The 25,267-nt window shown below is 71.8% G+C and carries 20 protein-coding genes; 17 read left to right on the top strand and 3 right to left on the bottom strand.

Annotated elements, in window-relative coordinates; all coding sequences use genetic code 11:
• The first annotated feature begins 25 nt into the window (after nt 1-25).
• Nucleotides 26-2,260 carry a catalase/peroxidase HPI gene (gene katG, locus ACBJ59_RS51290; protein WP_375117285.1) on the top strand — a complete coding sequence of 745 codons (2,235 nt, stop codon included), beginning with the start codon at nt 26-28 and terminating at the stop codon, nt 2,258-2,260.
• Nucleotides 2,261-2,317: 57 nt separating this feature from the next.
• Here katG and ACBJ59_RS51285 read toward each other — a convergent pair whose 3' ends face one another.
• Nucleotides 2,318-3,151: a DUF817 domain-containing protein gene (locus ACBJ59_RS51285; protein ID WP_375117284.1), complete on the bottom strand. Its 834-nt coding sequence runs from the start codon at nt 3,149-3,151 to the stop codon at nt 2,318-2,320.
• A 183-nt stretch (nt 3,152-3,334) separates the two neighbouring features.
• Between ACBJ59_RS51285 and ACBJ59_RS51280 the strand changes: the two genes are divergently transcribed.
• Genes ACBJ59_RS51280 through ACBJ59_RS51270 form a run of 3 tightly spaced genes read left to right on the top strand, consistent with a single transcriptional unit; the run spans nt 3,335 to nt 5,570 of the window.
• Nucleotides 3,335-3,754, top strand: coding sequence for a hypothetical protein (locus tag ACBJ59_RS51280; RefSeq protein ID WP_375117283.1), 420 nt, complete (start codon nt 3,335-3,337; stop codon nt 3,752-3,754).
• A gap of 20 nt (nt 3,755-3,774) precedes the next feature.
• Nucleotides 3,775-4,905, top strand: a complete 1,131-nt coding sequence (locus ACBJ59_RS51275; RefSeq protein WP_375117282.1) for a sensor histidine kinase — start codon at nt 3,775-3,777, stop codon at nt 4,903-4,905.
• Entirely contained in the window at nt 4,902-5,570 is a 669-nt protein-coding gene (locus ACBJ59_RS51270; protein WP_375117281.1) for a response regulator, read from the top strand. Before ACBJ59_RS51275 ends, ACBJ59_RS51270 begins: the two co-directional genes overlap by 4 nt.
• Before the next feature lies 1 nt (nt 5,571).
• Here the strand turns inward: ACBJ59_RS51270 and ACBJ59_RS51265 are convergent, their stop codons facing one another.
• Nucleotides 5,572-5,943, bottom strand: a complete 372-nt coding sequence (locus tag ACBJ59_RS51265; protein WP_375117280.1) for a nuclear transport factor 2 family protein — start codon at nt 5,941-5,943, stop codon at nt 5,572-5,574.
• 305 nt (nt 5,944-6,248) lie between these two features.
• On the opposite strand from ACBJ59_RS51265, the gene ACBJ59_RS51260 reads away from it, so the two are divergent.
• The 6 genes from ACBJ59_RS51260 to ACBJ59_RS51235 all read left to right on the top strand — a co-directional run bounded on the left by ACBJ59_RS51260 (nt 6,249) and on the right by ACBJ59_RS51235 (nt 16,778).
• Nucleotides 6,249-8,810 (top strand): glycoside hydrolase family 97 catalytic domain-containing protein, encoded by a 2,562-nt coding sequence (locus ACBJ59_RS51260; RefSeq protein WP_375117279.1) that lies wholly within the window; start codon nt 6,249-6,251, stop codon nt 8,808-8,810.
• Between the two features lie 84 nt (nt 8,811-8,894).
• On the top strand, nt 8,895-11,522 hold the full coding sequence (locus tag ACBJ59_RS51255; protein WP_375117278.1) for a glycoside hydrolase family 97 catalytic domain-containing protein: 2,628 nt from the start codon (nt 8,895-8,897) through the stop codon (nt 11,520-11,522).
• A gap of 43 nt (nt 11,523-11,565) precedes the next feature.
• A complete protein-coding gene (locus ACBJ59_RS51250) occupies nt 11,566-12,822 on the top strand; it encodes an ABC transporter substrate-binding protein (RefSeq protein WP_375117277.1) in 1,257 nt (418 codons plus the stop codon).
• Nucleotides 12,819-13,754, top strand: a complete 936-nt coding sequence (locus ACBJ59_RS51245) for a carbohydrate ABC transporter permease (protein WP_375117276.1) — start codon at nt 12,819-12,821, stop codon at nt 13,752-13,754. The genes ACBJ59_RS51250 and ACBJ59_RS51245 overlap by 4 nt, the downstream gene beginning before the upstream one ends.
• Nucleotides 13,747-14,610, top strand: coding sequence for a carbohydrate ABC transporter permease (locus tag ACBJ59_RS51240; protein WP_375117275.1), 864 nt, complete (start codon nt 13,747-13,749; stop codon nt 14,608-14,610). The genes ACBJ59_RS51245 and ACBJ59_RS51240 overlap by 8 nt, the downstream gene beginning before the upstream one ends.
• Nucleotides 14,611-14,642: 32 nt before the next feature.
• A complete protein-coding gene (locus tag ACBJ59_RS51235; RefSeq protein ID WP_375117274.1) occupies nt 14,643-16,778 on the top strand; it encodes an alpha-galactosidase in 2,136 nt (711 codons plus the stop codon).
• Between the two features lie 5 nt (nt 16,779-16,783).
• On the opposite strand, the gene ACBJ59_RS51230 is transcribed toward ACBJ59_RS51235, so the two are convergent.
• Nucleotides 16,784-17,647 (bottom strand): helix-turn-helix domain-containing protein, encoded by an 864-nt coding sequence (locus ACBJ59_RS51230; RefSeq protein WP_375117273.1) that lies wholly within the window; start codon nt 17,645-17,647, stop codon nt 16,784-16,786.
• Between the two features lie 148 nt (nt 17,648-17,795).
• Here ACBJ59_RS51230 and ACBJ59_RS51225 point away from each other — a divergent pair, with 148 nt between their 5' ends.
• The 7 genes from ACBJ59_RS51225 to ACBJ59_RS51195 all read left to right on the top strand — a co-directional run bounded on the left by ACBJ59_RS51225 (nt 17,796) and on the right by ACBJ59_RS51195 (nt 25,213).
• On the top strand, nt 17,796-18,527 hold the full coding sequence (locus tag ACBJ59_RS51225; RefSeq protein WP_375117272.1) for an SDR family NAD(P)-dependent oxidoreductase: 732 nt from the start codon (nt 17,796-17,798) through the stop codon (nt 18,525-18,527).
• Nucleotides 18,528-18,555: 28 nt separating this feature from the next.
• Nucleotides 18,556-19,701: a galactonate dehydratase gene (dgoD, locus tag ACBJ59_RS51220; protein ID WP_375117271.1), complete on the top strand. Its 1,146-nt coding sequence runs from the start codon at nt 18,556-18,558 to the stop codon at nt 19,699-19,701.
• Nucleotides 19,698-20,522 carry a hypothetical protein gene (locus ACBJ59_RS51215; protein WP_375117270.1) on the top strand — a complete coding sequence of 275 codons (825 nt, stop codon included), beginning with the start codon at nt 19,698-19,700 and terminating at the stop codon, nt 20,520-20,522. The genes dgoD and ACBJ59_RS51215 overlap by 4 nt, the downstream gene beginning before the upstream one ends.
• Nucleotides 20,523-20,639: 117 nt before the next feature.
• Entirely contained in the window at nt 20,640-21,284 is a 645-nt protein-coding gene (locus ACBJ59_RS51210; protein WP_375117269.1) for a response regulator, read from the top strand.
• Nucleotides 21,285-21,360: 76 nt separating this feature from the next.
• Nucleotides 21,361-22,425: a serine hydrolase domain-containing protein gene (locus ACBJ59_RS51205; protein WP_375117268.1), complete on the top strand. Its 1,065-nt coding sequence runs from the start codon at nt 21,361-21,363 to the stop codon at nt 22,423-22,425.
• A gap of 89 nt (nt 22,426-22,514) precedes the next feature.
• A complete protein-coding gene (locus tag ACBJ59_RS51200; protein WP_364135685.1) occupies nt 22,515-22,928 on the top strand; it encodes a VOC family protein in 414 nt (137 codons plus the stop codon).
• A gap of 182 nt (nt 22,929-23,110) precedes the next feature.
• Complete coding sequence (locus tag ACBJ59_RS51195; RefSeq protein ID WP_375117267.1) at nt 23,111-25,213, top strand: protein kinase; 2,103 nt, start codon at nt 23,111-23,113, stop codon at nt 25,211-25,213.
• The last annotated feature ends 54 nt before the right edge of the window (nt 25,214-25,267 follow it).

Below are 25,267 nucleotides of genomic sequence, written 5' to 3'. Positions count from 1 at the left end.
TTTCCCCCTAGTCCGGAGAGATTCCATGTCCGAGAACCCCGATGCCATCGTCACCGACGCGAAGCTGGACGACGGAGGAGGCTGCCCGGTCGCGCACACGCGCGCCGCGCACCCGACCCAGGGCGGTGGAAACCGCCAGTGGTGGCCGGAGCGGCTCAATCTGAAGATCCTGGCGAAGAACCCCGCCGTGGCCAACCCGTTGGGCGAGGACTTCGACTACGCGGAGGCGTTCAAGAGCCTCGACCTCCCGGCCGTGAAGCGGGACATCGAGGAGGTGCTGACCACCTCGCAGGACTGGTGGCCGGCCGACTTCGGCCACTACGGCCCGTTCATCATCCGGATGGCCTGGCACAGCGCGGGCACGTACCGGATCAGCGACGGCCGTGGCGGCGCCGGGGCGGGCCAGCAGCGCTTCGCCCCCCTCAACAGCTGGCCGGACAACGCCAACCTCGACAAGGCCCGCCGCCTGCTGTGGCCGGTCAAGAAGAAGTACGGCCAGAAGCTCTCGTGGGCCGACCTGCTGATCCTGGCCGGCAACGTCGCCCTGGAGTCCATGGGCTTCCAGACCTTCGGCTTCGCCGGCGGCCGCCCGGACGTCTGGGAGGCCGAGGAGGACGTCTACTGGGGTCCCGAGACCACGTGGCTCGGCGACGAGCGCTACACCGGTGACCGCCAGCTGGAGAACCCCCTGGGCGCGGTCCAGATGGGCCTGATCTACGTCAACCCGGAGGGCCCGAACGGCAACCCCGACCCGATCGCCGCGGCCCGCGACATCCGCGAGACGTTCCACCGCATGGCGATGAACGACGAGGAGACGGCCGCCCTGATCGTGGGTGGTCACACCTTCGGCAAGACCCACGGCGCGGGCCCGGCCGACCACGTCGGCGCCGACCCCGAGGCCGCCTCGATCGAGGAGCAGGGCCTGGGCTGGCGGAACACGTTCGGCACCGGCAAGGGCGGCGACACGATCACCAGCGGCCTCGAGGGCATCTGGACGAACACCCCGATCACCTGGGACAACACCTTCCTCGAGATCCTCTACGGCTACGAGTGGGAGCTGTTCAAGAGCCCTGCCGGCGCGCACCAGTGGCGGCCGAAGGAGGGCGCCGGCGCCGGCACCGTTCCCGACGCGCACGACCCGTCGAAGACCCACGCGCCGACGATGCTGACGACCGACCTCTCGATGCGCTTCGACCCGATCTACGAGCAGATCACGCGGCGCTGGCTGGAGCACCCCGAGGAGCTCGCGGACGCCTTCGCCCGCGCCTGGTACAAGCTGACCCACCGCGACATGGGCCCGATCGTGCGCTACCTCGGCCCGGAGGTCCCGTCCGAGGTGCTGATCTGGCAGGACCCGCTCCCGGCGGTGACGCACGAGCTCATCGACGCGGCGGACGTCGCCACCCTGAAGAGCCAGATCCTCGCCTCGGGCCTGTCGGTGTCCGAGCTCGTGTCCACCGCGTGGGCGTCGGCCTCGTCCTTCCGGGGCAGCGACAAGCGCGGCGGCGCGAACGGCGCCCGCATCCGCCTGCAGCCGCAGATCGGGTGGGAGGTCAACGACCCCGACCGGCTGGCGACGACGCTGGGCACCCTCGAGGGGATCCAGAAGGCGTTCAACGGCGCGCAGACGGGCGGCAAGCAGGTCTCGCTCGCCGACCTGATCGTGCTGGCCGGCGCCGCGGGCGTCGAGCAGGCGGCCAGGAACGCCGGCCACGACGTGGTGGTCCCCTTCACGCCGGGCCGCGTGGACGCGCTGCAGGAGCAGACGGACGTGGAGTCGTTCGCCCCGCTCGAGCCGGTCGCCGACGGGTTCCGCAACTACCTCGGGAAGGGCAACCGGCTGCCGGCCGAATACCTGCTGCTCGACAAGGCGAACCTGCTGACCCTGAGCGCTCCCGAGATGACGGTCCTGGTCGGTGGCCTGCGCGTCCTGGGCGCCAACCACCAGCAGTCGGCGCTCGGCGTCTTCACCACGACCCCCGGGTCGCTGACGAACGACTTCTTCGTCAACCTGCTCGACCTGGGCACGACGTGGTCGGCGACGTCCGGCGACGCGAACACGTTCGAGGGCCGCGACGCCGCCACGGGCGAGGTCAAGTGGACCGGCACCCGCGCCGACCTGGTCTTCGGCTCGAACTCCGAGCTCCGCGCGCTCGCCGAGGTCTACGCGAGCGATGACGCGAAGGAGAAGTTCGTGAACGACTTCGTCGCGGCATGGGACAAGGTGATGAACCTCGACCGGTTCGACCTGCGCGCCTGATCGCTGACGTCCGGGCCGGCCCACGGCGGGCCGGCCCGGACGCTCCGCTCCGGGACCTCACCGCCGGGCGGCCGGCGGAGGGACCCGGCGCACCGGCAGCGCCCAGCCGCGGGGCCGGCTCGGGGCCGGCAGGTGCAGGCGTCCGCGGGTCGCCTGCCAGGAGGCGACCATCACGAACGTGACGCTGACCAGCAGCGCCCAGGCGCCGAACTTGGCGGGGTGGACCAGCTGCCAGGTCTCCCGCTGGTACGGGTACTGCCAGGCGCCGAGGTAGGTCGCGATGTTCTCGGCCACCCACAGGAAGAACCCGATGAGGGCGAGCGACAGCGCCAGCGGCATCTGGTAGCGGTGCGCGCCCACGGTGAAGTGCACCACCGTTCCCCACGTGACCACGACGAGCGCGAGGGCCAGCGGGATCCGCAGGTCGATCCACCAGTGCTGGCTGATGAAGTTCACGTATACGGCCAGCGCCACCACCGTCACCGGCACCGTCCGGTAGGCCACCAGGCGCAGCGAGAAGATCCGCCAGGCCGAGCAGACGTAGCTGCCCACGGCGGCGTAGAGGAATCCGCTGTAGAGCGGCACCCCGCCGATTTTGGTGGAGGCGTCCTCCGGATAGCTCCACGACCCGAGCCGTACCTTGACCAGCTCGAAGGCCAGTCCGACCAGGTGGAACCCGGCGATGACGGCGATCTCCTGGTTGCTCTCCCAGCGCAACGCGCGGAAGACCGCCGTCACCGCCACCGCGTAGAGCAGCAGCGCGTCATAGCGCGGGATCGGCAGCGGCAGGACCGACGAGGCGGCCAGACCGGCGAACATGGCGACGGCGAACGCGCACGACCTCGCCTCGGCCCACGCGAAGCGGAACATCTGGGCGGTGAAGAACCTCACGTCCTTATCCGATCGTCCGGACCGGGCCGGGGTTCGCCGGAATTCGTCGAGGTCGGGTGCAGAAATGGGCGGCACGCCGTGGCGGTCTACACCCGTTGGTGCAGGCGTACCGCGAACGGTGCAGGGTCAGGTGACGTTCGGTGGACGACGCGGGCCCCCCGTGGCCGGTTCTACCGTTCCGGCATGAGAACCGGAGGAATCGCCATGGGCAAGAGAACGATCACCGTGCTGGCCGGGCTGAGCCTGACGGCCGGGCTGCTGAGCCTGGGGGCCGGGGCTCGGGCGGCCGATACGAGCGCCGCCGCGCCGAAGCCGCCGAAGGGCGCCCGGGCGGTGGTGCAGGTCAGCCCCAACCCCACCACCGAGCGCGGTCAGGAGGTGACGATCACCGGGCACTGCGGGGGAGGCAAGGGGCTCAGGGCCGTGCTCGCCGGGCTCGACAGGAAGCGTCCGGTGCTGGAGAACGTCCGCATCATCGAGGACGGGCCGAAGAAGTTCGTGGCGAAGGCGACCCTGTCCGCCACGGTCGGCAACGGCGTCGGGCCCGTTCTCGTCGACTGCGGCGGCGAGGCGGGCGTGACCCTCCTGGTCACCCGCGTCTGACCGGCTAGGCAGGCCCCGCATTGCCGTCACGACGCGAACCCGCCCCCGTCCGCCACTTCGCCCGGATCGTCGACGTCGCGCTCGCCGCCGCCACGGTCGTCTTCTACGTGGCGGTCGCCCTCGCCATCGGCATCCACAGTCCCTGGTTCGGCACGATCCCCCTCGCGCTGTTCCTCGGGGCACTCCTGCTGGTCAGGCGGCGCCGGCCGATGACCGTGCTGCTGCTCTCGGTCGCCGGGCTCTTCGTCTATCTCCTCGTCAAGGGCGAAGCTCCCGCGGGCTGGATCTGGCCGGCCTCGGTCGCCTACTTCACCGCCGCCGCCACGTCCCGGGTGCGGTGGGTGACGGCCGTCGGCGTGGCCGTGCTGGCGTACTCCGCGTTCGACTTCCGCCGGGTGCTGGACCTGAACCCGACCCGCTACGTGTTCCACGTGGTGGGGGAGGGGCTGCTCCTGGCGATCCTCATCGCCGCGGGCCTCACGTACGCCGCCGTGACGCGCTGGCGGGAGCGGCTGCGCGAGACCGACAGCCGTGCCCAGGCCGCCGAGGAACGGCTGCGCGTCTCGCACGAGGTGCACGACATCGTCGCCCACACGCTGGCCGTCGTCGGCGTTCAGCTCAATGTCGCCGCCGACGCCCTGGAGGAGGACCCGGCCGCGGCCGCCGCCGCGCTGCGCCTGGCCAAGGACGTCAGGAACCGGGCCATGGCCGACCTCCGCTCCCTCATCACGGTGTTGCGCGACCACCCGGGCGACACCGCGCCCCAGCCGAGCCTGGCCGCCCTGGGCACGCTCGTGGACGACGCCCGGGCCACCGGGCTGGAGGTGATCTTCGACGAGCGCGGCGACCCCGCGGACGTCCCGGCCATGCCGTCCATCGCCGTCTACCGGGTGGTGCAGGAGTCCCTCGCCAACACGCTCAAGCACGCGGCGGCGAGCAGGGCCGAGGTGACGATCGGCTACGGGGCGCGGTCGGTCACCGTCGAGGTCGTCGACAACGGCCGGGGAAGTCCCGCCGAGGTCACCGAGGGCCACGGCCTGGCCGGTATGCGGGAGCGGGTGAGCGCGCTCGGGGGCACGCTCACCGCCGGGCCGGTCGCCGGGGGCTTCGCCGTACGGGCCGGCATCCCTGTGGCAGGCTCGGCGGAATGACGATCAAGGTGCTCCTCGCCGACGACCAGGCACTCGTACGGGCCGGGTTCCGCAGCCTGCTGGCCCGCTCGCGGGACATCACGGTCGTCGGCGAGGCCCAGGACGGCGACCAGGCCGTACGGCTGGCCGCGAGCACCCGCCCCGACGTGGTCCTCATGGACATCCGCATGCCGGGCACCGACGGCATCACCGCCACCCGGCGCATCGTCACCGGCCCGGCCGGCCCCGGCTGCCGCGTCATCATCCTCACCACGTTCGACACCGACGAGCACGTCTTCGCCGCGCTCCGGGCCGGGGCCAGCGGCTTCCTCACCAAGGAGGTCGAGCCCGCCGAGCTGCGCCGGGCGGTCGCCGCCGTCGCCGCCGGGGACGCGCTCCTGTCGCCGGGGGTGACCCGCCGCGTCATCGAGCAGTTCGCCCACCGGCAGGACCTCGCGCCCGGCGCGGGGCGGCGCCTGGACGCTCTCACCTCCCGGGAGCGGGAGGCGGTCAAGCTCGTGGCGCTCGGCCTCACCAACCACGAGATCGCCGAGCGCCTGGTCATCAGCCCGCTCACCGCCAAGACCCACATCACCAGGGCCATCGCCAAGCTGGACGTACGCGATCGCGTCCAGCTCGTCATCCTGGCCTACGAGAGCGGTCTGGTGCGGCCCGGCGGCTCGTAGGTCACAGGGGCCCGGCGAAGACAACGATCTCGTCGATGTCGCCCTCCGCCCTGACGTGCACCACGTCCATGCCGGTCAACAGCACCTGGCCGGCGCCGTCGGTGAAGCACCAGGCGAAACGCGCCCACTCCTCCGGCGCGTCGACCTGGCTGGTGCGCATCATCCGGCAGGGGCCCGCCGGATGGCCCTGGACCACGTCGGTGATGAAGCCCTCGACGGCCTTGCGGCCGACGCCCCGGCCCAGCGGCCCCCAGAAGACCACGTCCGCCGCGAGCGCCTGGCCCAGCAACGTGGCCCGTCGCGCCGCGTCCCGCTCGTTGGCCGCCGCGATGAAGGCGTCGACGGCACGGACGTGAGCACTCTCACCGGTCACAGCACGCTCCTCCCGGAAGGGCGCAGGCGACAGAGGCTCGGCGAGCCCGCCGACCGCGGCCGATCAGCCCTGACAGGCTACGGCGCGGGCGGCACCCGCGGGCGGGCACCGGAGCCCGATGCCGGCCGCTCACGCAGTCGGATTGTCCAGGTGGTCCGACGGTTCGACCATTCCGGGCGCGCTCAGCGGGGCGCATAGTTTGGCTCACCCGTGTGTATCTGTCTAGTGAAGCCACCGGAGGCCACATGTCGGGAAGGGTAGGAAGGCGGCGCCCAGCGGCGTTAGCCGTAGCCGCCGTACTGGGGATGCTGGTGTCCCTGCTCGCCGCGCCCCCTGCGCTCGCGCTCACCACTCGCAGCGTGAGCTCGCCCAACGGACTGATCACCTTCACCCTCACCGAGCAGGCGGCAGGCGCCCTGACGTACGCGGTGACCGCCGGGACCACGCAGGTCTTCGGCGACTCCCCGCTGGGCATCGCCACCTCGGCGGCCGATCTGCGGTCCGGGCTGAGCTACGTCAGCGAGGCCCGCACCACGATCGACACCACCTACTCCTTGCCCGCGGGCACCAAGCCCTCCTACCGCGACCACGCCAACGAGCTGGTCCTCCGTTACGCGAAGAGCGGCCAGACGCTGGAGCTGGTGATCCGCGCCTATGACGACGGCATCGCCTACCGCTACCGGTTGCCGGGCAGCGGCCCGGTGACGATCACGGACGAGACCAGCGGGTTCCGCCTGCCCGCGACGACCGGCGGCTGGGCGGCCCCGTGGAACGCGAACTACGAGCAGGACTACACCTACCGCAACGCGGCCCAGCTCAACTCCGGCACGGAGCTGACGATGCCGCTGCTGGCCTCGATCTACAACAACGCCTACTTCACCGTCGTCACCGAGGCGCAGGTGGTGAACGCGAACGCCTCCTACGTGCCGTCCCTGCTGAAGGGCAGCGGGGCGGGTGACGGGCTGCTCAACGTCAAACGGACCCCGGACCAGGCGTTCCCCGTCTCGGCGACGTACCCCTTCCAGACGCCCTGGCGGGTGGCGATCATCGCCGGGAACCTCGACACGCTCTACAACTCGGACCTGGTGCAGGACCTCAACCCCCCGGCAACGGAGAACGCCTCCTGGGTCCGCCCGGGACGCGCGGCGTGGTCCTGGTACGCCGACGGCGACAGCGCGAGCGATCTCGACAAGCAGAAGGAGTACGTCGACTTCGCCGAGTCCATGGGCTTCGAGTACGTGACCATGGACTGCTGCTACAACCGCACCGTCGACCTGCCGGCGATCGCGGCCTACGCCAAGCAGCGCGGCGTGAAGATGTTCGCCTGGGTCACCGCCGAGCCGTTCGCCGACCCGGCCGACGCCGAGGCCCTGATGGCCGAGCACAAGGGCTACGGCATCGACGGCCTCAAGGTGGACTTCTTCCTCAGCGACTCGCAGAAGTCGATGGGCTGGTACCAGTCGATCGGCCAGTCGGCGGCGAACCACGAGATGATGCTCAACTTCCACGGCAGCACCAAGCCGGGCGGTGAGAACCGCACCTGGCCGTGGCTGGTGACCTCGGAGGCCGTCGCCGGCACCGAGCACTACCTGTATCCGCCGCCCACGACCGCCCGCCAGGACGTGACGTACCCCTTCATCCGCAACATGCTCGGCGGGATGGACTACACGCCGACGATGATCTCGGAGAACGCGTCCATCCTCACCCAGGGTCATTCGCTGGCCCAGGCCATCGTCTTCACCTCCGCGATGGTCAACTACGCCGACTCGGCCGCGGCCTACGAGCAGTGGGCCGGACGTCACCTGATGCGCGCGATCCCGACCGTGTGGGACGAGACGAAGGTCGTCGAGGGCTTCCCCGGGGACCACGTGACCGTCGCGCGCCGTTCCGGCGCCGACTGGTTCGTCGGCGCGATGACGTCGCCGGCCAGGACCGCCTCGGTCCCGCTGTCGTTCCTCGGCTCCGGGAACTACACGGCGACGATCTTCGCCGACGACCCCTCCGGCCGGCTCACCGTGTCGGCCCAGACCGTCACGAGCGCGACCACGCTCTCGCTGCCGGTGATCGCGACCGGCGGCGTCTCCGTCCACCTCTCGAAGCAGCCCCTCGCCATGGTCGGCACGGGCGACAGCCGGTACGAGGCGGAGAGCGCGGCCAACACCCGGGCCGGAGCGGCCGACGTCCAGCCGTGCAAGGGCTGCTCGGGCGGCCAGAAGGTGGGCAACATCGGGTCCGGCGGCTCGGTGCGGTTCAACGGCGTGACGGCCGCGCAGGCGGGCCCGCACCGGCTGACCTTCACCTACACCTCGGGTGACCCGCGATCCGTCCAGGTCCAGGTCAACGGCACCACCGTCGCGACCGAGAACGTGAAGGACTCCGGCAGCTGGGAGCACGTGGGCAAGTGGTCGCTCGACGTGCCGCTCAACGCCGGGGCGAACACCATCACGTTCCTGAACACGGGGGCCTACGCGCCGGACATCGACGCGCTGACGATCTCCCGTGAGGTGGAGGCCGAGGCGGCGGCGAACACCCGCTCGGGCGGCGCCGTGGTGGACGCGTGCTCCGGGTGCTCGGGCGGCAACGGGGTGTCCGGTCTGGCGGCCGGCTCGCTCTCGGTGCCGTTCCAGGCCACCTCCGCCGGCAACAAGACGGTGCGGATCCACTACGCGTCGTCGGCCGCCGCGTCGATCAAGGTCGCGGTCAACGGTGGCACGCCGGTCACGGTGCCGCTGCACGCGACGGGCGGCAACGACACCCCCGCCACCGCGACCGTCGGGCTGCCCCTGAACGCCGGCGCGAACACCGTCCTGATCGAGGACGCGTCGGGGGCGGGGGTGACGGTCGACTCGCTCGACGTGGTGATGTGACCCCCCCAGGGGCCGGACCGGATCGATCAGTCCGGCCCCTGCCTTAAATTTCGGATTTGTCCCAGATCGGTGATGGAGAACGTGTTGAGCGACGATGTACGCCCCCGCCGGACGGGCGCGGGCGAGGTGAACGCCTGGATCGACAACCCGGACACGGGCGCGCGCCTGACCGTGACCCGCGGCGACGAGCTGCTCCGAGTGCCGCTCGGGTTCTCGGTCGACGGCACCGACCTGGGCACGGACGCGGAGCTCGTGCACGTCTCGGAGCGTACGGTCGGCGACCGGTTCACGTTGCGCTCCGGCAAGTCCGCCGGCGAGCACGACTACGAGCACCGGGAGAGCGTGCACACGTTCCGCGCGGCCGGTGGCGTCGAGTGGCAGGTCATCCTGCGCGTGGGGCGCGACGGGGTGGCGCTCCGCTACGCCCTGCCCGCGCTGGACGGCACCGCCCGCGTCACGGGCGAGCGCACCGCCGTCACGCTTCCCGCGGGCTCGCGCAGCTGGGTCCTCGACTACCAGACCTGGTACGAGACCCCGCGGTTCGGCGTGGACACCGCCGAGCTGGCGAGCGGCGCGTACGGGCTGCCCTTCCTCACCCGCCTCGACGGGACGACGCATCTCCTGATCACCGAGTCCGGGATCGACGGCCGCTTCGCCGGCGCGCACGTACGGGCGGGCGAGCCGGAGCCGGGTGGCGGCCGGACGCTCCACTTCACCCTCGCCGACGAGTCCGTCGAGGTCGCCCGCGGCGTCGTGACACCCTGGCGCGTCTTCCTCGTCGGCCCCCTCGCCGAGCTCGTGTCCTCCCTGTTCGTCGAGGAGCTGGCGCCGGCCGTCGCACCCGAGCTGGCCGGCGCGACCTGGGTGCGGCCCGGCCGCGCCGCCTGGTCGTGGTGGTCCGACTTCTACTCGGGCGCCCAGCTCGCCAAGCAGCGGCACTTCGTGGACGTCGCCGCCGAGCTCGGCTGGGAGCACCTGCTCATCGACTGCGGGTGGGAGGAGACGTGGGTGCCGGAGATCGTCGCGTACGCGAGCCGGCGCGGGATCCAGGTGCACCTGTGGACGATCTGGCGCGACCTCAACAGCCCCGAGGACCTGCGCAAGCTGGCGCTGTGGCGCTCCTGGGGCGTGGCCGGGATCAAGGTCGACTTCATGGAGTCGGAGTCGAAGGACCGGTACCGCTGGTACGACACGATCCTCACCGAATCCGCGCGGCTCGGCCTGATGGTGAACTTCCACGGCTCGGTGATCCCGCGCGGCTGGATGCGTACGTTCCCGCAGGTCATCGGGTACGAGGCGATTCGCGGGGCCGAATACTACGTCTTCTTCGAGAACCAGGCGCTCACCGCGGCCCACAACGTCATCCAGCCGTTCACCCGCAACATCGTCGGGGCGATGGACGCCACGCCGGTCGCCTTCGGCGCCGCGGGCCGCACTACCAGTGACGGCCATGAGCTGGGGCTGTCGGTGGCGTTCGAGTGCGGGATCACCCACTTCGCCGACCACGTCGACGCCTACACGGCGCGTCCGCTCGCGGCGCGGTTCCTCGCGGAGCTGGCGCCGGTCTGGGACGAGACGGTGCTGCTGGCGGGCGACCCCGACACGCACGCGGTCATCGCCCGCCGGGCCGGCGACCGGTGGTTCATCGGCGGGATCGCCACCGGCGAGGCACGCGTGATCCACGTGCCGCTGGACCGGCTCGGAGCGGGCCCGGACGCCCAGGTGTGGATCGTGGGCGACGCCTCGCCGGGGCCGGACGCGGGCGACGCCTCGTCGGCGCTCGGCCTCATGGAGACGACCGTGACCGTCACGGACGCCGTCGAGGTCGCCGTGGCCCGGGACGGGGGTTTCGCCGCCATCGTGGCGCCGGCGGGCGCGGACGTCTTCCGGGCCGCGCCCCGGCCGTACCACCCCGCCCCCGCGGTGCACCCGTCCGTCGCCGAGGTCGGCGCGGACGGGACCGCGCTGATCACGACGGACGCCGGCGCACGGCTGCGCCTGCCCGCGGGCTGGACCGCCGACCGCGTCACCGCCCCACACCCGCACCAGGCAGGCGGCCCGCACCAGGCAGGCGGCCCGCACCCGGCAGACGGCCCGCACCCGGCAGACGGCCCGCACCCGGCCGATGGCGGGGCCGCCGAGATCCGCTGGGCGGTTCGGCCGGGGGCGGGGCTGCGGCCCGGGCGGCTCGGGGTCGTGACGGTCGAGCGGGACGGCGACGGCGTGGTCCCCGTCGTCGCCCACGCCCGCGTCGTCTCCCCGCTGACGGCCGGCCGGTACGCGATGTCGGACCTGCCGATGATCGAGTTCGTCAACGAGGACGGCCCCGTCGAGCGCGACCAGTCGAACGGCGGGGGCAACCCCGGCGACGGCGGCCCGATGCGCGTGGCCGGGCAGGAGTTCGAGCGCGGCCTGGGCACGGCGCCGTACTCGGAGGCCCATTTCCACCTGGGCGGACGAGCCGAGTCGTGCACCGGCGCGGTCGGCGTCGACGACGAGTCCACGGGGCGGGCACGGGTCAGCGTCCTCGCGGACGACCGCGAGATCTTCGCCGCCGTCGTCGAGGCGGGCAACCCCGTCACCACCTTCGACCTGGCGGTTCAGGGGGTCCGTACGCTGTGCCTGCGCAGCGAAGCCGCCGGTCCCGACGACTCGGGCGTGCATGTCGACTGGGTCGACACCACCGTCCACGTCACATCCGTCAACCGCTAACCCCCGGCCGACGAGGACCGGCGCACAAGTGCAGAGGAAGATCATGAAGCGCAAATGGACGGCAGCCATGGCCATGGCCGTGGCGGCGACCCTCCTCACCGCCTGCTCGGGCGGATCCGGCGGCACGTCGAACGAGAAGGTCACCCTCACCTACGCGAACTGGAGCGAGGACCAGACTCCGGCGATGGAGCAGATCGCCGCCGAGTTCCAGAAGCAGAACCCGAACATCACCGTCAAGATCCAGACGCTGCCGTGGCCCGAGTACTGGTCGACCCTCCAGGTCGGCGTGGCCGGCGGCACCGCGCCGGACGCGTTCTGGATGCTCGCCGACCACTTCCGCGAGTACGCCAAGGGCGGCGCGCTGATCGACCTGTCCGGCACGGTGAAGTCCGCCGGGATCGACCTGGGCGCCTACCCCAAGGCCGTCACCGACTCCTACACCTACGAGGGCAAGACCTTCGCGCTGCCGAAGGACTTCGACACCAACGGCATCTGGTACAACAAGGCGCTCTTCGACGCGGCCGGCGTCAAGTACCCCGATGACACCTGGGGCTGGAAAGAGGTCCAGGACGCGGCCAAGAAGCTGACCGACCCGGCCAAGGGCGTGTGGGGCATCGCCGCGCCGATCGACCCGCAGGGCGGCTACTACAACACGATCCTCCAGGCCGGCGGCACGATCATCAACGCGGACGGCACGGCCTCCGACTTCGCCGGCCCGGCGGCGGTGGCCGGCCTGAAGTTCTGGACCGACCTCCAGGCGGCCGGTTCGTCGCCGACGCTGAAGCAGCTGTCGGACACCGAGGCGGTGTCGATGTTCGAGAGCCAGAAGGTCGCCATGTACTTCTCCGGCGCGTACTGGGCACTGCGGTTCCACAAGAACGCCGACCTGAAGGGCAAGGTCAACGTGGCGCCGCTGCCGAAGGGCGTCAAGCGGGCCACCGTCACCAGCGGCATCGGCAACGCCGGGTACGCGGGCAGCAAGCACCCGGAGGAGCTCAAGAAGTTCCTCGCCTTCCTCGGCGGCGTCAAGGCGGCGGAGATCCAGGCGGCCACCGGCACGGTGCTCCCCGCGTACAAGGGGACCCAGGAGCCGTGGCTCAAGGCGATGCCGGACTTCGACCTGCAGATCTTCATCGACGCCATCGACTACAGCGTCCCGATCCCGGTCGCGGGCAACACCGCCGAGTGGCAGGGCCTCGCGGCGCAGTACCTGGGCCCGGCCTGGGAGGGCGCCAAGCCCGTCGAGACCGCGGCGAAGGAGTATCAGGACGCCGTCAACCAGGTGCTCGCCAAGAAATGACGCACCAAGAAGTGGCAAGCGAGCCCGTGCGGCGGCCGGCCGGCCGCCGCACGGGCGGTACCCGTCCCAGCGTGTGGTGGTCGCTCGCGTTCATCGCCCCCGCCACGATCGGCCTGGTCGCCCTCTACCTGTGGCCGTTCCTGTCCACGCTGGTCAAGAGCTTCCAGGACGTCCCGGCGTTCGGGCCCGCCACGTTCGTGGGCACCGACAACTACCGGACCCTGCTCGGTGACGGCGAGGTCTGGGAGGCGTTCGGGAACTCCGCGCTCTACACGGTGATCGTGCTGCTCGGCATCCCCCTGGCGGTCGCGCTGGCCGCGCTGATCGAGCAGGCCGGCCGGGGACGCACGATCTACCGGGTGCTCTTCTTCCTGCCGGTCGTCACCCTGCCCGTCGCCGTCGGCATGGTCTGGCGCTTCATCTACAACGGCGACTTCGGGCTGCTCAACTACGTGCTGTCGTGGTTCGGCGTCGACGGCCAGTACTGGGTGGCCGACCCCCGGTTCACGATCTACGCGTTCGGCGTCGTCGGCATCTGGATGGGCCTGGGCATCAACCTGATCATCCTGGGCGCCGGCCTGCAGGCGATCCCGAAGGCCGTCTACGAGGCGTCCGCGCTCGACGGCGCCGGTCGCGTCCGGCAGTTCTTCCACATCACCGTGCCGCTGCTCAGCCCGAGCATCTTCTTCGTCACGATCCTCACCGTGATCGCCGCCCTGCAGATGTTCGACCTGATCTTCATCATGCTGCGCAGCGTGAACAACACCGCGCTCGCCGACTCGAAGACGATCGTCTACCTGTTCTACGAGAAGGCGTTCGTGCAGTTCGACCAGGGCTACGGCGCCTCGATCGCGATCGTGCTGCTCATCGTGATCATGATCGCCACGGCTCTGCAGTTCCGTCTTCAGAAATCCTGGGTGTTCTATGGCTGAGTCCGCCGCCCGCCGCCCGCCACGTACGCGGCGGCGCGAGAAACCGACCGCCACCTGGCCGATCCACGCGATCCTGATCGTCGCGTCCGTGATCATGGTGGTGCCGTTCGTCTGGCAGATCCTCACCGTCTTCAAGACGACCGCCGAGGTCAGCAGGGTTCCGCCGACGGTGTTCCCGGCCGAGTTCAGCCTGCACTCGTTCGAGACGTTCTTCTCGACGGTGCCGTTCTGGTCGATGTTCGGGGTCTCCGTCGGCTCGCTGGTGCTGCGGGTCATCGGGCAGGTCTCGGTCGCGGCGCTGGCCGGCTACGCCTTCGCGCGCATGCCGTTCCGCGGCAGTGGCGTGCTGTTCGGCCTGTTCATCGCCATGCTGATGGTGCCCAGCCAGCTTTTCCTGATCGGCCAGTACCAGCTGATCCGCGACCTGCAGCTGCTGGACACCCTGCCGGCCCTGGCGATCCCGGGCCTCTTCTCCGCCTTCGGCACTTTCCTGATGCGCCAGGCCTTCCTCAACATGCCCAAGGACTACGAGGAGGCGGCCCGGCTCGACGGCGCCAACCCGTTCCAGATCTTCTGGTACGTCATGCTCCCCATGGCCAAGCCGATGCTCGCCGCCCTGACCGTGCTGACCGGGCTCTACTCGTGGAACGACCTGCTCTGGCCGCTCATCGTGTCGCCGTCCGGGGACAACCGGCCGCTGCCGGTGGGGCTCGCCGGCCTGCAGGGACAGTTCGGCACCGACTACCCCACCCTGATGGCGGGCGCGCTCGTGTGCTCGATACCTCTCGTGATCGTCTTCCTGCTGCTGCAGCGCCAGTTCTTCGCGGGCATCGCGAACAGCGGGCTCAAGGGATGACGGGACACCCACAACGGGATTGCGACTGACATATGAACGACACACCCATCCACCTGCGTGCCGGCGGCACCAGCCTCGTCGTCGCCATAGACGGCGGGCGGCTGCCGCGCATCCTGCACTGGGGGCCGGACCTCGGCGAGCTCGGCGACGCCGCCCTGGCGGACCTCCATCGCGCGGCGCTGCCCGCCATCGGCGACAGCGCGGTCACCTACCCCCAGCCCGTCCCGGTGCTGCCCCAGCTCACGGAGGGCTGGCTCGGCCGCCCGGGCCTGGTCGGGGACAGCGACGGCCGCCGCTGGGCGCCCTTCTTCCGCGAGGCGACGCACGAGGTCGGCGACACCCTTGACGGGCCCGTGCTGCGCAGCTCGGCGCGCGACCCCGACTACGGCCTGGCGATCGACATCGAGATCCAGGTGCTCGGTTCCAGCGGACTCGTCCGGCAGCGGGCCGGGATCAGGAACGACGCGGCGCAGCCGTACCGTGTCGGGTCCCTCGAACTGGCGCTGCCGGTGCCGTCGGACGCGACGGAGATCCTCGACCTGACCGGCCGCTGGGCGCTCGAACGGGTGCCGCAGCGGCGCCCGTTCAGGGTGGGCGAGTGGGTGCGGGCCTCGCGGGGCGGCAAGCCGGGGCTGGAGCACACCCTGCTGCTGGTCGCCGGCGAGAGCGGGTTCGGCTTCCGGCACGGGACGGTGTGGGCCACCCACCTCGCGTGGAGCGGCAACCAGGTGCTCGCCGCCGAGCTGACCCCGGCTGGCACCAGGCACCTCGCTGCGGGAGAGCTGCTGCTGCCGGGCGAGGTGGTGCTCGGGCAGGGCGAGGAGTTCCGGAGCCGGTGGCAGTACGGGTCGTGGGGGGTGGGGCTGGACGAGCTCGCCGCCCGCTTCCACCGGCACCTGAGGTCCCGGCCGCACCATCCGCGCGCGCCCCGGCCCGTGGTGCTGAACACCTGGGAGGCCGTCTACTTCCGGCACGACCTCGACACCCTGCTCGAACTCGCCGAACGGGGCGCCGAGCTGGGCGCCGAACGGTTCGTGCTCGACGACGGATGGTTCCTGGGCCGCCGCGACGACACCAGCTCGCTCGGCGACTGGACGGTCGACCCGGCCGTCTGGCCGAAGGGCCTCCAGCCGCTCGCCGACCGGGTACGCGAGCTCGGGATGGACTTCGGCCTCTGGTTCGAGCCGGAGATGGTCAACCTGGACTCCGACCTGGCCCGCCGCCACCCGGAGTGGATCTTCGACGCTGGCCACGGCCCCGGCCTGCCCTCCCGGCACCAGCACGTGCTCGACCTCGGCCATCCCGGCGCGTACGCCTACCTCTTCGAGCGGATGAGCGAGCTCGTCGGCTCGCTCGGCATCGCCTACATCAAGTGGGACCACAACCGGTACCTGCTCGACGCCGGCCACGTCCCCGACGGCCGGCCGGGCGTGCGCACCCAGGTCCAGCAGGCGTACCGGTTGATGGCGCAGCTCAAGGCCGCCCACCCGGGGCTGGAGATCGAGTCGTGCGCCAGCGGAGGGGGCCGCGTCGACCTCGGCGTGCTGGAGCTCACCGACCGGGTGTGGCCGAGCGACTGCAACGACCCGCACGAGCGGCTGGAGATCCAGCGCTGGACGGGCCTGCTGGTCCCGCCGGAGCTGCAGGGCACGCACATCGGGGCCGAGGAGTCGCACACCACCCACCGGACCCACCCGCTCGACTACCGAGCGGAGAAGGCGTTGTGGGGTCACCTGGGGATCGAGACCAACCTGCTCACCGCCGACGACGGGACGCGCGCGGCGCTGGCGCGGTGGGTCGCCTTCCACAAGGAGCACCGGGCCCTGCTGCACACGGGCGAGGTGGTGCACGCCGACCTCGCGGACGCGGCGTACCGGCTGGAGGGGGTCGTGTCGGGCGACCGCTCCGAGGCGCTCTACGCGTTCAGCGTCGTCGAACGCCCGGCGACGTGGCCTCCGGGCCGGATCCGGTTCCCCGGGCTGGACGACGCGCGCCACTACACCGTCGAGGCCGTCCATCCCGGGTCGGCTCCCGCCGCGGGAGCCGTGCTGCCGCCCTGGCAGCGCGCGGGCGTCACCCTGTCGGGGCGGGCGTTGCGGCTCGTCGGCGTCGAGGCGCCGTCCCTGGACGTGGACCGGTCGGTGCTGCTGCGGGTGACGGCGTCGTAGCCCGCTCAGCCCTTCGCCCGGTTGCGGTATTCGGTGGGGCTGGCCTCGTGCATCCGCCTGAAGTGACGGGAGAAGTAGAACGGGTCGGGATAGCCGACCTCGCGGGCGATGTCGGCGACGGTCGCGTCGGTGGTGTCGAGGAGGTTGCGCGCCTGCGCCATCCGCAGTGCCGTGTGGTGGGCGAGCACGCCGCCCCCGGTGGCCCGGCGGAACAGCGCGCTCAGATGGGAGGGCGAGACGCCGACCAGCGCGGCCAGGTCCGCGACGCGTACGGTGCTGTCCAGCCGCTCGGCCAGGTAGGCCATCGCGCGCTGCAACGGATCGCCGGGCGCCGGCATGGCGCGGTCGGCCACGATCTGGGTGAGCAGCTTCCACGCGGCGCCGGCCGCGCCCATCAGGCTGGCGGGTGAGTGGTCGCGCTCCAGGACGGTGACGATCTCGTCGAGCAGCGCGACGGCCCGGTCGAGCCGCCGGACGGAGATCACCGGCCGGGACGGCCCGGCGCCGACCGCCTCGATCAGCTCGGGCAGGTCGGTGCCGCGGAGGTGACACCACCAGATCGTCCAGGGTGTGTCGGCTGACGCGCCGTAGGCGTGCGGGGTGCCGCGCGGGATCAGCAGCGCCGCGTTCGACCCGACGCGGTATTGCACGCCGTCGATGCTGGCCCATCCCGTGCCGGCCGCGCACAGGATGAGGACGGCCTCCTCGATGCCATGAGGCCGGTTCATCAGGTGATCCGCGGCGACGGGGTAGTAGCCGGTGTCCGTCACCATGAGCCGCCGGGTCACCGGCCGCGAGTTGGCCTCCGCGACGACCCGGCGCGGCACGACCGTCAGCCGCTGGTTGCGGAATCCTTCCTGGATCGGCATCGAGCAAGTATGGCACATGCGTCGGATCGTCCAGGTGATCTCACGCATCGGCCATTCCTGGCGGCCGTGGCACACGTGTTGACTGGCGGCGACGACCTCGCCGTCAGGCCGGAGGGCGTGATCCGATCAGGAGAACAAGGGGGAGACCGTGGGACGAGGATTGTTGTCGGGCAAGGTCGCCGTGGTGACCGGCGCCGCCTCCGGCATCGGCGCCGCGGTGGTGGAGCGGTTCCTGAGCGAGGGCGCCCGCGTCATCGCGGTGGACCTGGCCGGCCAGGGGCCGGCCCGGCCCGACCTCCTGGCGATCAGCGGCGACGTCGCCGACGCGGAGACCTGGCGGCGGATCGCGGACACGGCGCGGGCCGAGTTCGGCCGGCTGGACGTGCTGCACAGCAACGCCAGCACGGTGGTCCGGGCCCCGGCGCACGAGCTGTCGGAGCGCGACTGGGACCGGCAGCTCGCGGTCAACCTGACGGCCGCGTACCTGGGGGCCCGAGCGTGTGTCGGGCTGCTGCGGGAGAGCCGGGGCGCCATCGTGCTGACCTCCTCGGTGCACGCCCTGGTGGGCATCCCGCGGCACCCCGCGTACGCCGCCGCGAAGGGCGGGCTCGTCTCGCTCGGCCGCCAGCTCGCCGTCGAGTACGGCCCGGAGGTGCGGGTCAACACCGTGCTCCCCGGGCCCGTCCTCACGCCCGCCTGGGACGGCATCGGCGAGGAGGACCGTCGGCGCAGCGCGGAGGCCACCGCCGCCGCGCGGTTCGGCCGCCCCGAGGAGGTGGCCGCCGTGGTGACCTTCCTGGCCTGCGCCGAGAGCTCGTACGTCACCGGCGCCTCCCTCCTGGTCGACGGCGGGTGGACGGCGATGAAGGACTCGGCATGACAGCCGGCATCGACATTCGGAGGCCCTGGTGAAGATCACCAAAGTAGAGACGTTCCTCGTGCCCCCACGCTGGCTGTTCTGCCGGGTGGAGACCGACGAAGGCGTGGTCGGCTGGGGGGAGCCGGTCGTGGAAGGCCGGGCCGAGCCCGTCCGCGCCGCCGTACACGTACTGGCCGAATACCTGATCGGGCAGGACCCCCTGACCATCGAGGACCACTGGCAGGTCATGGCGAACGGCGGGTTCTACCGGGGCGGCCCGGTGCTCTCCAGCGCCCTGGCGGGCCTCGACCAGGCGCTGTGGGACATCGCGGGCAAGACCTACGGTGTCCCGGTCCACGCGCTGCTCGGCGGGCACGTACGCGACCGGGTGCGCGTGTACTCGTGGGTCGGCGGCGACGAGCCGTCCGAGCTCGCCGAGGGCATCGCCGCCCGGCTGGAGGCCGGGTTCACGGCGGTCAAGATGAACGCCTCCGGCCGCATGCCCGTCTCCGCCACCCCCGCCGACCTCGCGGGCGTCGTGGAGCGGCTCGCACTGGCCAGGGAGCTCCTCGGCCCGGCCCGCGACCTGGCGGTGGACTTCCACGGCCGGATGAGCGCGGCGGACGCCCGGCGGGTCCTGCCGATCATCGCGGAGTTCCAGCCGATGTTCGCCGAGGAGCCGGTGCTGCCCGACCGCCCGCACCTGCTGCCCGGCGTCGTGGCCGCCAGCAGCGTCCCGATCGCCACCGGGGAGCGGCTCTACTCGCGGTGGGACTTCCGGCCCGCGCTGGAGGCCGGGGTGGCCGTCGTGCAGCCTGACCTGTCCCACGCCGGAGGCATCTCGGAGACCCGCCGGATCGCCGCGCTGGCCGAGGTGTGGGACGCCAAGCTGGCCCCGCACTGCCCGCTCGGGCCGCTCGCCCTCGCGGCCAGCCTCCAGGTCGCGTTCGCCACGCCGAACTTCCTGATCCAGGAGCAGTCCATCGGCCTCCACTACAACGACGGCGCCGACCTGCTCGACTACGTGGTCGACCCCGCCGTGTTCCGCTTCACCGAGGGGTACGTCTCGCGCCCGGCGGCGCCCGGCCTCGGGGTGGAGATCGACGAGGCCGCGGTCAGGCGCGCCGACCTGTCGGGGCACGCGTGGCGCAACCCGGTCTGGAGACACGACGACGGAGCCTTCGCCGAGTGGTGACGAGACGGATTGCCCTGACGGCCCGCTTCGACCTCGCCAGGGGAGGCCGGTGGACGTCCTTGCGCGGTGGCGGTCGCGAGTGGTTGTGGTCCCGGCCGGATCCGGCCAGGTTCGCGGTGGTGCCGGGTTCGGCGTTCGTGGACGCCGGTGGTCTGGAGGAGTGTGTTCCGACGGTCCGGGGGTGGCCTGACCATGGTGACGCGTGGAGCCGTCCCTGGACGGGTGATGTGTTCCGCAGCTCCGTGAGTTGTGGTGGGTTCGAGCTGACTCGCACCGTCGGTGACGAGGCGGGGGCGGTCGTGGCGACGTACCGGCTGTCGGCCGATCCGGGGTTCAGGTTTCTGTGGGCGGCGCATGCTCTGCTCGATCTCAGTGAGAAGGCGCGGCTGGCCGCTCCGCACGGGACGCCGGTGCGGATCTTCTCCGAGGCGGCGCCGTTGCTGGGTCCCGTCTGGCCGGAGGGGGCCGTTCATCTGGACGGGTGCTGGCCTGCCCCGTTCGGGTTGGAGCTCGACCGGTTCGGTCCTGATGACGGTACGGCCGTGGGGGCCGTGCTGCGGTGCGCGGCGGTGCGGGTGGAGGATCAGGGCGACGTTCTGGACCTGCGGTTGGAGGCGCCGCCGGGCGTTCCCGCCGGTACCGGTCTGTGGCGTAACCTCGGTGGGTTTCCCGAGGGCGGGCCGTATCGCAGCGTCGGGGTGGAGCCCATGCTCGGCGTCGTCTTCGATGTGGCGGAGGCCGGTCCCGGCGAGGCCGCGGTGGTCCCGCCGTCCGGCGAGCTGAGCTGGCGGCTCGTGGTGGCCGCGGAACGGACGTCGTGACCGACCGTCGCGAAGCGCTCCAGGGCCGCCCCTGGCCACCGTCGAGGCGCGCCGACAGGGCACGATGGTCATCGTGCGGGTGAAGGACCTGCCGACCGTCGTCGATGCGGAGCTGTCATGCGCGTGATGCTGGCCGAGGACTCGGCCCTGCTGCGGGAGGGCCTGGTACGGCTGCTGAAGGAGGAAGGCCACGACGTCCTGGCCGCGGTGGGCGACGCCGGCGCGCTCCTGGAGGCGGTGACCGGCGAGCGGCCCGACGCGGTGGTGGTCGACGTACGGATGCCGCCCACCCACACCGACGAGGGCCTGCGCGCCGCCCTGGAGATCCGGCGGCGCTGGCCGGAGGTCAAGGTGCTGGTGCTGTCGCAGTACGTGGAGAAGAAATACGCCACCGAGCTGATGAGCAGCAGTATTGACGGGGTCGGTTACCTGCTCAAGGACCGCGTGGCCCAGGTCGGCGACTTCCTGGACGCCCTGGAGCGGGTGGGCGCGGGCGGGACGGCCTTCGACCCGGAGGTGGTGCGCCAGTTGCTCGCGCGCACCAGCCACGCCGATCCGCTGGCCCAGCTCACCCCCCGCGAGCGCGAGGTGCTGGAGCTCATGGCCCAGGGCCTGACCAACGCCTCGATCGCCCAATCCCTGCACGTGTCGCAGAGCGCGGTGGAGAAGCACGTCAACGCCCTGTTCGACAAGCTCGCGCTGTCGCACACCACCGGGTACAGCCGCCGGGTGCTGGCGGTGCTGCGCTACCTCGGCTCCTGAGGCTGCGGTTTTCCGCAGGTGAAGCGGGCGGAGCACCGCATTCTGCGACGAAGTCGATCTCCGTAGCGTTGCCCGCATGATGCAGACGATGATGAACGTGCTGGTGGCGGCGGCGGTGGCGGTGGGTGGCCAGGGCGTGGACGTACGCGCTGACCTGGAGAAGATCGTGGCAGGCGACGGGGCCACCGCCGCCCTGGCGCGGGTCTCCGACGGCCGCCGAACGTGGTCGGGCTCCGCGGGCGTGCGTGACATCGAGCGCGGGGGACGGCCGTCGCCCAACGGGCACTTCCGGATCGGCAGCGTGACCAAGACCTTCGTCGCGACCGTGGTCCTCCAGCTCGTGGACGAGGGCGAGGTGGCGCTCGACGACCCCATCGCCGAGCACCTGCCCGGCCTGGTACCCGGCGGCGAGCGGATCACGGTCCGCGAGCTCCTCAACCACTCCAGCCACCTGTACGACTACATGAGCGAGCCCGGATACTCGACCAACCGCTGGCGCGGCGACGCCCGGTTCCGCTCCTACCAGCCGCGGGAGCTGCTCAAGGTGGCCTTCGCCAAGAAGCTCCCCGACGACGGGAAGTGGCACTACTCCAACACCAACTATGTGGTGCTCGGGTTGCTGGTGGAGAAGCTGACCGGCCGCCCGTACGGCGCGGAGGTCGAGCGCCGCGTCCTGCGCCCGCTGGGCCTTCGCCACACCGTGGTGCCGGGCGACCGGGCAGGGCTGCCGGCACCGCACGCCAAGGGCTACGAGCCGCTGCCCGGCCTGGTGGACGCGACGCGGATGAACCCCTCGCTGGACTGGGCCGCAGGCGAGATGATCTCGACCGCGGCCGACCTGGAGAAGTTCATGTCGGCGCTGCTCGGCGGCAAGCTGACCAGCAGGACGTCCTTGCGGGCGATGCGCACGACGGTGGAGACCGGGGCGGGGTTCGGCTACGGGCTGGGGCTGCAGGCGTACCGGCTGCCGTGCGGCACGGTGTGGGGGCACAGCGGCGAGCTGATCGGCTACCTGACGTTCGCGTTCCGCTCGGACTCGGGCAAGTCGCTGACCCTGTCGATCAACCCCTCGACCCGCAACCCGTCCACGGAGGAGGTCATGGGCACGGCCGTCAAGGTGTTCTGCGGGACGGCGGGTTAGCCGGTCAAACGAGCACGAATGGAGAAGCGCCCGGCATGGCGCCGTTTGTAGCGTAATCAGCATCCCCTCGAACACAAAGGAGACATGTCATGAAGGCGCACGTCAGCTCCATCCTGCTCGGCGTCCGGGACCTCGACCGGGCCAAGCAGTTCTACACCGAAGGGCTCGGCTGGAAGATCGAGAACGACTACGGAGTCTCGGTGTTCTTCGAGTCGGACGGTGCCTCGCCCGTCGGCTTCTACGGCCGCGACGGCCTGGCCGACCAGGTGGGCACGAGCCCGGAGGGCAGCGGCTTCAGCGGGCTCGTCCTCACTTACGTCGTCCGGAGCGAGGCGCGGGTCGACGAGATCATCGCGGAGGCCGCGAAGGCCGGCGCCACGATCCTCAAGCCCGCCGGCGCCCTGCCGTGGGGCGGCTACGGTGGCAGCTTCGCCGACCCGGACGGCTACATCTGGAGCCTCGGCTACAGCGCCCACGGCACGGACCAGCCCTACGCGGAGTAGCCGCCGGAGGGGTGGGTACGGCGTCGGCGCGGGATCGTGCCGACGCCGGACCACCACGCGTTCGTGGCCGCCGCCCCGCCGGATGCGCGTCTCAGGAGAGTAGAGTCTTTTAGCGCTGCATTTCCCGCATAAGCATCCGTAAGCCATCATTCTGCTGAGCATCCGTCTTGGGGAAGGTACGTGTGCCCAGTTTCAGTCCTCTGCGGCCGACCGACCCGCGCCAGGTGGGTCCTTACCGGCTGGCGGGCTATCTGGGCGCGGGCGGCCAGGGCACCGTGTACGTCGGAGAGTCGCCCGAGGGCCAGGTCGTCGCGATCAAGGTGCTGCACGCCCGGCTGTCGGAGGAACCCCAGGCCCGCGAGCGATTCCTCCAGGAGATCGCCGCGACCCGGCAGGTACGCCAGTTCTGCACGGCCCGGGTGCTGGACGCCGACACCAGCGGGGACCAGCCGTACGTGGTCAGCCAGTACGTCGAGGGCATCTCGCTGAGCCGGCTCATCGCCACGCAGGGCGTCCGCGACCCCGACGCGCTGGAGCGGCTGGCGGTCGCCACCGTCACCGCGCTGGTCGCCATCCACCAGGCCGGCATCGTGCACCGCGACTTCAAGCCGAGCAACGTCGTCTGCGGTCCTGACGGGCCCCGGGTGATCGACTTCGGGCTGGCGCGGGCCCTGGACTCCACGGTCGCCGAGAGCAGCGAGATCCTCGGAACGCCTGCTTACATGGCGCCGGAGCAGTTCAGCGCCGGCGTGGTGACGGCGGCGTCGGACATGTTCAGCTGGGCCGCCACCATGGCCTACGCGGCGAGCGGGCGGCCGCCGTTCGGGAACGACAGCATCCCGGCCCTCTTCCAGCGCATCCTCAACGAGGAGCCGGACCTCACCGGGCTCACCGAGCCGGTGCGTTCCCTGGTGGTGGCCTGCCTGGACAAGAGTCCCGCGGCCCGGCCGTCGGCGACCGACGTGCTGTTCAACCTGCTCGGCCACGGCGTGCCCAACCCCGCGCGGGAGGCGCCGGGCCAGGAGTCCCTCTTCTCGGTCGGGACGGTGCCGCGGAAGGGTGGCGGCGAGGGAGCCGCGTCCCAGACGGTCGCACCGTCGCTCGCCGGGCCGTCATGGCAGCCGGGTCCGTCGCCGGAGTCCGGCCCCGCCTCGCCCTCGGGCCCGGCCGTGGTCTCCGGCGGGGCGTCGCTCCCCGACGCGGGGATGATCTCGGCGACGGAGTCGCTGGTGGGTCCGCGCGTGCGCGCCGGTCTCGGCTCGCGGCGCGTTCTGGTCACCGCGTCACTCGGGCTGGTGGCCGCCGGGGCCGTCGCCACGGGCGCCTACTTCGCCCTGTCCACGCCGGCGACGCCCGCGGCCGTGACACGGCCCACCGTCGTGCCGGGGCCCACGACGCCGGTGATCCAGCCGGAAGTGACCCGGTCCCTCTCCCCGAAACCCGCCTACGCCGTCGCGTACAGCCCCGACGGCAAGACGTTCGCGACCGGCGGCGCCGACGGGGCCGTGCGGCTGTGGGACGCCGCCACCCGCAGCGTCACCGCCTCGCTCGACGGCCACACCAAGGGCGTCCACGCGGTGGCGTTCAGCCCGGACGGCAAGACGCTCGCGACGGGGAGCGACGACGGGACCGTACGGCTGTGGAGCCTGCCCTCCGGGAACGGCAGGGGCACGCTCACCGGCCACACCGGAGGGGTCGGGTCGGTGGCGTTCAGCCCGGACGGCAAGACCCTGGCCAGCGCCAGCCGCGACCGGACCGTGCGCTTGTGGAACGCCGCGACCGGCGACGGCACCGCGATCCTCGCCGGCCACACCGACTGGGTGGACTCGGTGGCGTTCAGCCCGGACGGTTCCACGATCGCCACGGGCGGCCACGACCGGACCGTGCGGCTCTGGCATCCGGCGACCGGCGAGGGCACCGCCGTGCTCTTCGGCCACCGCTACTGGGTCTTCTCGGTGGCCTTCAGCCCGGACGGGAAGACCCTGGCGAGCGCGAGCGCCGACCGCACCGTCCGGCTGTGGGACGTCGCCGCCCGCAGGGAGCGCACCGTGCTCGCCGGTCACCGGGGCTGGGCCTCCGCGGTCGCCTTCAGCCCGGACGGGAAGACGCTGGCCAGCGGCGGCTATGACCGCAAGGTCCGGCTGTGGGAGGTGGCGAGCGGCCGCGGCACCGGCGAGCTGGACGGGCCGGCCGACTGGGTCTACTCGGTGGCGTTCAGCCGGGACGGCACCACGGTCACCGGGGTCGCCGGCGACGCCACGCTGCGGGTGTGGGGCACGCGCTAGGAGGCGCCGGTCCCGCGCCGCGGGTGTGGGGCACGCGCTAGGAGGTGCCGGTTC

The organism is Nonomuraea sp. MTCD27 (genome assembly GCF_041950495.1).
Lineage (GTDB): Bacteria > Actinomycetota > Actinomycetes > Streptosporangiales > Streptosporangiaceae > Nonomuraea.
The sequence above is the reverse complement of the archived record's forward strand: the minus strand, read 5'-3'. Positions and strand labels throughout refer to the sequence as shown.

Coding starts and splice junctions, on each gene's coding strand:
- ACBJ59_RS51250 (WP_375117277.1), top strand. CDS start 11,566: ATGAAGCGCAAATGGACGGCAGCCATGGCCATGGCCGTGGCGGCGACC.
- ACBJ59_RS51260 (WP_375117279.1), top strand. CDS start 6,249: ATGCTGGTGTCCCTGCTCGCCGCGCCCCCTGCGCTCGCGCTCACCACT.
- ACBJ59_RS51240 (WP_375117275.1), top strand. CDS start 13,747: ATGGCTGAGTCCGCCGCCCGCCGCCCGCCACGTACGCGGCGGCGCGAG.
- ACBJ59_RS51280 (WP_375117283.1), top strand. CDS start 3,335: ATGAGAACCGGAGGAATCGCCATGGGCAAGAGAACGATCACCGTGCTG.
- ACBJ59_RS51205 (WP_375117268.1), top strand. CDS start 21,361: ATGATGCAGACGATGATGAACGTGCTGGTGGCGGCGGCGGTGGCGGTG.
- ACBJ59_RS51200 (WP_364135685.1), top strand. CDS start 22,515: ATGAAGGCGCACGTCAGCTCCATCCTGCTCGGCGTCCGGGACCTCGAC.
- ACBJ59_RS51230 (WP_375117273.1), bottom strand. CDS start 17,647: ATGCCGATCCAGGAAGGATTCCGCAACCAGCGGCTGACGGTCGTGCCG.
- ACBJ59_RS51245 (WP_375117276.1), top strand. CDS start 12,819: ATGACGCACCAAGAAGTGGCAAGCGAGCCCGTGCGGCGGCCGGCCGGC.
- katG (WP_375117285.1), top strand. CDS start 26: ATGTCCGAGAACCCCGATGCCATCGTCACCGACGCGAAGCTGGACGAC.
- ACBJ59_RS51210 (WP_375117269.1), top strand. CDS start 20,640: ATGCGCGTGATGCTGGCCGAGGACTCGGCCCTGCTGCGGGAGGGCCTG.
- ACBJ59_RS51270 (WP_375117281.1), top strand. CDS start 4,902: ATGACGATCAAGGTGCTCCTCGCCGACGACCAGGCACTCGTACGGGCC.
- ACBJ59_RS51235 (WP_375117274.1), top strand. CDS start 14,643: ATGAACGACACACCCATCCACCTGCGTGCCGGCGGCACCAGCCTCGTC.